General features: G+C 68.8%; 7 protein-coding genes and 1 pseudogene. 2 read left to right on the top strand and 6 right to left on the bottom strand.

Going from position 1 to position 6,552, the window contains the following annotated elements; genetic code table 11:
- The coding region (locus ABZ281_RS31980) for a zinc-binding dehydrogenase (protein ID WP_356661163.1) at positions 1-429 on the top strand (429 nt) is incomplete at its 5' end.
- A gap of 188 nt (positions 430-617) precedes the next feature.
- Here ABZ281_RS31980 and ABZ281_RS31975 read toward each other — a convergent pair.
- The 4 genes and pseudogenes from ABZ281_RS31975 to ABZ281_RS31960 all read right to left on the bottom strand — a co-directional run bounded on the left by ABZ281_RS31975 (position 618) and on the right by ABZ281_RS31960 (position 3,013).
- Positions 618-1,736 carry an acyl-CoA desaturase gene (locus ABZ281_RS31975; RefSeq protein ID WP_356661161.1) on the bottom strand — a complete coding sequence of 373 codons (1,119 nt, stop codon included), beginning with the start codon at positions 1,734-1,736 and terminating at the stop codon, positions 618-620.
- Positions 1,737-1,743: 7 nt separating this feature from the next.
- Positions 1,744-2,061 (bottom strand): annotated as a pseudogene (locus ABZ281_RS31970) (2Fe-2S iron-sulfur cluster binding domain-containing protein); the annotation flags it as partial.
- A 5-nt stretch (positions 2,062-2,066) separates the two neighbouring features.
- Positions 2,067-2,573, bottom strand: coding sequence for a hypothetical protein (locus ABZ281_RS31965; protein WP_356661159.1), 507 nt, complete (start codon positions 2,571-2,573; stop codon positions 2,067-2,069).
- A 146-nt stretch (positions 2,574-2,719) separates the two neighbouring features.
- The gene (locus tag ABZ281_RS31960) at positions 2,720-3,013 is read right to left on the bottom strand and encodes a hypothetical protein (protein ID WP_356661158.1); all 294 of its coding nucleotides are present in this window, start codon (positions 3,011-3,013) and stop codon (positions 2,720-2,722) included.
- A 173-nt stretch (positions 3,014-3,186) separates the two neighbouring features.
- On the opposite strand from ABZ281_RS31960, the gene ABZ281_RS31955 reads away from it, so the two are divergent.
- A complete protein-coding gene (locus ABZ281_RS31955; protein ID WP_356661156.1) occupies positions 3,187-4,023 on the top strand; it encodes a hypothetical protein in 837 nt (278 codons plus the stop codon).
- 389 nt (positions 4,024-4,412) lie between these two features.
- Here the strand turns inward: ABZ281_RS31955 and ABZ281_RS31950 are convergent, their stop codons facing one another.
- Positions 4,413-4,883, bottom strand: a complete 471-nt coding sequence (locus tag ABZ281_RS31950) for a helix-turn-helix domain-containing protein (RefSeq protein ID WP_356661154.1) — start codon at positions 4,881-4,883, stop codon at positions 4,413-4,415.
- Positions 4,880-5,437 (bottom strand): hypothetical protein, encoded by a 558-nt coding sequence (locus ABZ281_RS31945; protein WP_356661152.1) that lies wholly within the window; start codon positions 5,435-5,437, stop codon positions 4,880-4,882. The genes ABZ281_RS31950 and ABZ281_RS31945 overlap by 4 nt, the downstream gene beginning before the upstream one ends.
- Positions 5,438-6,552: the final 1,115 nt, after the last annotated feature.

Raw genomic sequence — 6,552 nt, 5'->3', positions numbered from 1 at the left:
CTGGCCCGCGCGGCGGGAGCCCAGGTGATCGGCACAGGACGTGCCGACGACCGTGACACTGCACTGGGTCTGGGCGCCCACGCCTTCGTCGACCTCCAGGCCGAGAAGCTGGAGGACATCGGCGATGTCGACGTGGTGTTCGACGTGATCGGCGGCGAAATCCTCGAACGTTCCACCGCTCTGGTCCGCCCCGGTGGCACCCTGGTCAGCATCGCCGAGCCCGTCACCGTCCACCCCCGCGACGGACGTGCTGTCTTCTTCGTCGTCGAACCCGATCGCGTCCGCCTGAGCGACCTCGCCCAACGATTGCGGGACGATCGCCTCAAGCCGATCATCGGTGACGTGCGGCCGCTCACCGAAGCGGTCGCCGCGTTCACACCGGACAAGCGGACTCACGGCAAGACGATCATCCGCGTCGCCGAGGACTGAGCCGGCGGGCCGCCGAGCCGCATCAGCTCGGCGGCCACCCGGCACGGGATGCCGTGTCCCTGCCAGTCAGTCCCACGGCATCCCGTGTCGTACAGTCCGATGTGGCGGTCGCCCACCGTCCGCAACGGATCTCACGAACCCGGCGGTGCCGCCGGTACGGCCGAAGGATCTGAACCAGTTGCCTGGAATCAGGCCGCGATGAGCTCCTGCTCGCGGGCCGGCGTTTTGACCTTGGGCTTCTTGTTCGGCAGCGACAGCCGGAAGACCTTGTGCCATGCGGAGAACACCTGCTTGGGCAGCGGCCCGGTGACGTACGCCAGCTCGTACTTCTCGAACAACGCGCGCACCTTCACCGCGACCTCGGCGTACCGGTTGCTCGGCAGGTCCGGGAACAGGTGGTGCTCGATCTGGTGCGACAGGTTGCCGGTCATGAAGTGCATGGCCTTGCTGCCACTGATGTTCGCCGAGCCCATCATCTGGCGCAGGTACCACTGGCCGCGCGTCTCGCCCTTGATCGACCGGCGCTCGAAGACCTGCACGCCCTCGGGGAAGTGCCCGCACATGATCACCGAGTGGGTCCAGAGGTTGCGGACCAGGTTTGCGGTGAATGTGGCGGCGAGCGTGGGGAGGAACGACGGGCCCGACAGCAGCGGGTGGATCACGTAGTCCTTGAGCACCTGCTTGCGGATCTTTCGGCCCACGGCCCTGGCCCGCGCGCGGAACTCCGGGCTCTTGCGGCGGCGCTTGTGCAGGTTCTTGCCGAGCTCCAGGTCGTACGCTGCGATGCCGTACTCGAAGAAGCAGGCGTTGATGAAGTTCCACAGCGGCTGGCCGAGGTGGAACGGGTGCCACTTCTGGTCCTCGTCGACGCGCATGATGCCGTAGCCGAGGTCGTTGTCCTTGCCGATCACGTTGGTGTACGTGTGGTGCAGCTCGTTGTGCGAGTGCTTCCACTGATCGGCCGGCGAGACGTGATCCCAGTCCCAGGTGGTGGAGTGGATCTTCGGGTCCCGCATCCAGTCCCACTGGCCGTGCAGGACGTTGTGGCCGATCTCCATGTTGTCCATGATCTTGGCCACGGACAGACCGGCGGTGCCGATCAGCCACGCGGGCGGGAAGATCGAGAACAGCAGCACGCCCCTGCTGACCAGCTCGAGCTTGCGCTGCGCCGAGATGACCTTACGGATGTAGGCGGCGTCCTTCTCGCCGCGGCCGGCGATCACCTCGTCGCGGATCGCGTCCAGCTCGCGGCCGAGCTCCTCGATCTGCTCCGCGGTCAGGTGGGCGGTGGGGTCGATGGCGGTCAAGGTGCTCCTACCGTTCGATGTCGCAGGGGCCCGCCGCGGCGGACACGCAGGTCTGGATGAGGACGCCCGGCTCGGCCTCGGTGATCTCGCCGGTGCGCAGGTCGCGGACGGCACCCGCCTTGAGCGGCGTGACACAGCCGAAGCAGATGCCCATGCGGCACCCGGAGGGCATGAGCACGCCGGCCTCCTCGCCGACGTCCAGCAACGGCGTGGCACCGTCCGCGCCGACGGTCTTACCGGTGGTGCTGAACGTGACCTCGCCGCCGTCACCGGCGACGACGATGCTCGGGCGGAAGCGTTCGGTGTGCAGGCGCTCTGGTAAACCGGTAGTCACCAGCTGCCGCGGGGCCGTTCGGCACCGAGCTGGACCTCCCGCCGGCACTCGGGACAGTCCGGCAGGCCCTTCACCCGGCGCGGCCTATCGGCCTTCGCCCAGCTGAACCCGCACAGCGCCGTGTTCGAGTAGTGCTGGACCTGGTCGTCCTCGCTGGCGTGCGAGCCGTGGCCCGGCACGTTCCAGGTGAACGTCGCCTCCCCGTCGTACGGTGCGCCCTCGGGCCAGTCGTAGACCGGCTCGGTTGTGGTGCAGCGCATCCGCAGATCAGGCCCGGTCCAGCGCTTGCCGTACCGGATCTGTGAGCTGGCATCGACCGCGTCGGCGAGGCGCTCGAAGGACAGGTCGTAGTCGTGCATGTGATCCCACGAGCCCGGCTTCTGCTCGCGCATCAGCGAGCGGAACATCAACAGCAGCCGCGCCAGGTCGTGCTGACCGACCCGGACAGTCTTCGTCTCCGGGTCGTAGCCGTACGTCGGGTCGTGGACGGGCTTCTTCGGCATCGGTCCTCGTTCGCGTTCCTATTGGCGATCAGCGCCCCGCCACAGGGACTACAGCGCGGCCGGGTGCTTCAACGACCCGGGCTCGCCGAAGCCACGCTGACCTCCGCCATCCGTGCGCCGGCCGAACCCGCCGTGGGCTTCACGTCTCAGGCTGGCGGCGTCGCTCCAGGCAGCTCCCCCGAGAAGGCCCACCACTGCTCGATGCTCCACACGGCGACGCTGGAGCGGTCGGTGGACATCCGCAGCCACACCTCCTCGCCGCCGGGCATGAGCGCGACCTCCAGGTGCGCCTCGTCCCACGTGCCCACCGGGTACATCCACTCGATGCCGTCGGGCCACGTCCGCATCGCCACCGTGCGCACACTCAGCGCCGCAGCGAAGGCGTCCAGCGCCGCCTTGGGTATCCGCACCTCCGCCGGCTCCCGCTCGATCCCCGCCACCTGGCCCCCTTCGCGTCGTACGGGCGGGGCCCGCGCCCGCCGTCGCGGATCAGCGTGACAGACCCGCGCCCCGCACGGTGTCACGCTGTGAGGCTGGCAGGCTCACAGCCCGTTTCCCCAGGCAGACGAGGTGAACTGTGAGGCTGTGAGGGTGTGAGGCGGGGATCGCGCCGGTGCTTCCGCACGCCCTGGTGCCGCCCGCCAGCGCGGAGGACGATGGAGTCGTGGGCGAGCAGTACGAGGACCAGGAGCACGGCGCCGAACCGGCGCGGCCGCCGCTCACCGCGGCCCGCGCCCGGGAGATGACGGCCGGGCTACACGAGGCGATGGAGGACGTCCGGCGCTCCGTGGCGGTGCTCGCCGCCCGGGTCCGTGACGCGCACGCCGCCCGCGTCTGGGTGCCGCTCGGGCACAGCAGCTGGGAGGCGTACTGCGACGCGGAGTTCGGCATCAGCCGCGCGCAGGCGTACCGGCTCCTGGACGTCGCCCGCGCCCTAGCCGCGATCCACGGTGCCGTCGACGCCGGCACCGAGACGTCTCGCACGCGAGACACCGGCCCTGGCGCGGCCGCGCTCGACTACGGCCTGTCCCAGCGCGCCCTGATCGCTGTCTCCGGCCGTACGGACGTCGTCGCGGAGCTGATCACCCGCCGACTCGCCGCGCTCGCCCACAGCGGCCTCCAGGCCCTCGATGAGCCGACGGTGCGCGCGGTGGTCCGCCAGGCCGTCCGTGACGTCCGCATCGCCCCGCCTCCACCACCCGTCGATCCGTCGGCGGATCCCGTAGTCGCCGCGGGGCGCCAGCTCACCACCAACCTCTTCTCCAGCGCGCACGCGATCGGCGAGCTGATGCTCGAAGTCGCGCCGGCCTACCTGTCCGACACCGAGGCGGCGACCGGCGTCATGGCGCTGCTGTGCGAGCAGATCGGCGAGCCCCTCGAACACGGCCTCGCCGCCCGCCGCTACGCGATGTCCGGGGACCCCCGCGCCCTTCACGGCACCGTCCTCTGACCGCCACCGCTCACCTGACACCCGACTCCTGCTGTGAGCCACACACCCCGTTTCCCCGGGTGAACAGGGTGCGCTGTGAGGCTGTCAGGTGTGAGGCGAAGGCCTTCGGCAGGGACCTGGCGCTGCTCCTGGTGGTGGTCGTCGACGGGAGCAGGGTGGTGTCGTGGATGCAGCGCAGGAATTGCATGGGCCCGCGTAGCACAAGGCTGCTGCACGGGTCGCAGGCCGGCCACGGTGGTGCAACAGGCGACGCTGGTTTTGTTCTGCTGCTCCAGAACGATCCGGTTTACCTGGTGCTACCGACGCTGCTCCGTTCCGGCCGGGAACGACGACGGCGCCCTCCCGGGGAACGGGGGGCGCCGTGGTGGTGCGGGACGTGCGGCGGCGGTTCAGCCGGCTAGCCGGAGGGCGGGCCGGGCCTCGGGGGCCGGGGCGTCCTCGCCACCGTCCGGGTCCGGGTCGAAGTCGGTGCCTGTCCGGGCGTCGCGGGCTCGCGGGGGCCGAATGTCGCCCGTGGGGAAGTTCAGCGGCCACACGAACGTGTCGGGGTCCTTGAGGTGGTTGACCATGTGGGAGAGCGACTCGTAGGCAGCCAAGAGCGGGTGGATCAGCACCTCGCCCTTGCGCTGCCGCTCGCTGAGGATGCCCTTGTCCCGCAGCTGGCCGATCGCGCGGGAGACGACCGACTGGGTCAGCCCAAGCCGTTCAGCGATGTCCTGCTGCCGGACACGGACCAGACCACCGGGCTCCTGGCGGGCGGTGAGGACGTCGAACACGTCGCGCGCCGTCGGTGACAGGCAGGCGTTCGGCAGGACCTCGAAGATCTCCGGGTTGTGGAAACCAGGGACGGTGTCGCTCATCGCGTGGCCTCGTTCCTCACAGTCGGGATGACGATCTCGTGCGCGAGCAACGCCTTCTCCAGCGACTTCACCAGCCGCCGCTGCTTCACGCTGCCCCACCGGTAAGCGTAGAGCGGGTGAAGCCGGTACACGCCCCGGCGTTCCTTCCAGGTGAAGTTGTGGCGGCTGAGCTGTCCGATCGCCCTGCTGACCTTCGACTGCGAGACGCCGAACTTCACGGCGAGGCTGCTCTGGGTCATCTCCACCAGCGCCTGGTCGTCGTGGTTGGTCGCCATGTGGTCCAGGACGTCGCGGGACATCGCGGAGAGCTTGAACTTCCAGAGGTTCTCCTGGATCACCTGGGAGGCGCTCAGGTGCTGGCTGCCGTAGAAGATGTACGGCTTGACCTCGGGGTTCGTGCTGAAGGTGCCGCCCTTTTTGGCGAGCTTCTCGAACCGCTTCAGCAGATTCTGCGCGGACTCCATGCCGTTGACGGCATCGGCCGGCGGGGGCGCAGGGGCCAGCCGAGACGCCTTCACCGGCGCCTCCGCGCTGCGCCTCAAGGGCTGGGCCACGGGCCTCTCCTTCATGATCGTTGGTGGCGCATAACATAGCAGATCTGCGATGTTATGCAGAAGATCCATGCACGCGGCGGGCGTGTCTCTGGACAGGAACGATCTAGTCACCTACGTGCATACATCTCGCCGCCCACGACCACGATCTATGCACCCTGGGTGAATGCATCTTCCGCGTTTCCGCAGGTCAGAGCGTCGCGCCTATCTGATCTTGTAGAGGTGCGCCCAGGGGTCCCACGCCGCGCCCTCCGACCGCTCCATGCAGCGGCGAGGCGGCGGCTGGACGGGGAGACCGCGGATCCATCCGCCGACGGTCCGCCAGCTGCTGCGCGTCGGCTCCCGGCCGGGGCTGAGGCGGCTTCGCGTGCGGCTCCGTGGGGCCGGTGCGGACCGTAGGCGGCAGCAGCGGCTCTGAGTCTCGGGTTGTACCGGCCGTGACGCTCAAAAGCACGGAAGCGTGGCCGCTGCCGGTGGTGGGTTCCGCCGCCCGGCCTGGCGGCCGATCGGCTCAGGTACCTCCGCACGTTGAATTCCAGCGTTCCCATATCGGGCTTCCGTTCTGTGGCTGAGCTATTCGAGGGCCGCGCAGTTTTGAATTCCACCGGGAGTTATTCGGCCGGGGTTGGGGTGGTGTAGCCAGGACCCAAACGCTACACAGCGCACGAGCGTGATGCATCACCCTCGCCGCGCGTTCGCCCTCTCGAGTGACGCATCGACGGATCCAGCCCCATGGTTGCGGGTTGACGTGTATGCTGGCGGGGTATTCGTGAACGTGAGTGGCCGGTTTCGAGGGCGAGGGAGGGGTTCGGGTGGAGCGCAGCGGAACCCGTCATTGCGCTGGGGCCGGCACCCCGTCAGGCCGATGGTCCGTCACATCCGTTGCGGGGGTGGTGGCTGGGATTCCCAAGCCCTACACAGGCGCGCGCGTGATGCACCTCCCTCGTAGCCAGCCCGGGTGATCGCGCTTGCGCGGTCGCCTCCAATTCGCGCTTGCGCGAATTGCATTCCGTTCGGAATTCCGTTTACGGAATTCCATTCCAGCGCTTGCGCTGGAATTCGAATTGCGCTTGCGCAATTCGCGCTCTATGCCCCGGCTTGCCGGGGCATATCCCGCT

This window comes from Streptomyces sp. NPDC006265, assembly GCF_040613555.1.
GTDB lineage: Bacteria > Actinomycetota > Actinomycetes > Streptomycetales > Streptomycetaceae > Streptomyces.
The sequence above is the reverse complement of the archived record's forward strand: the minus strand, read 5'-3'. Positions and strand labels throughout refer to the sequence as shown.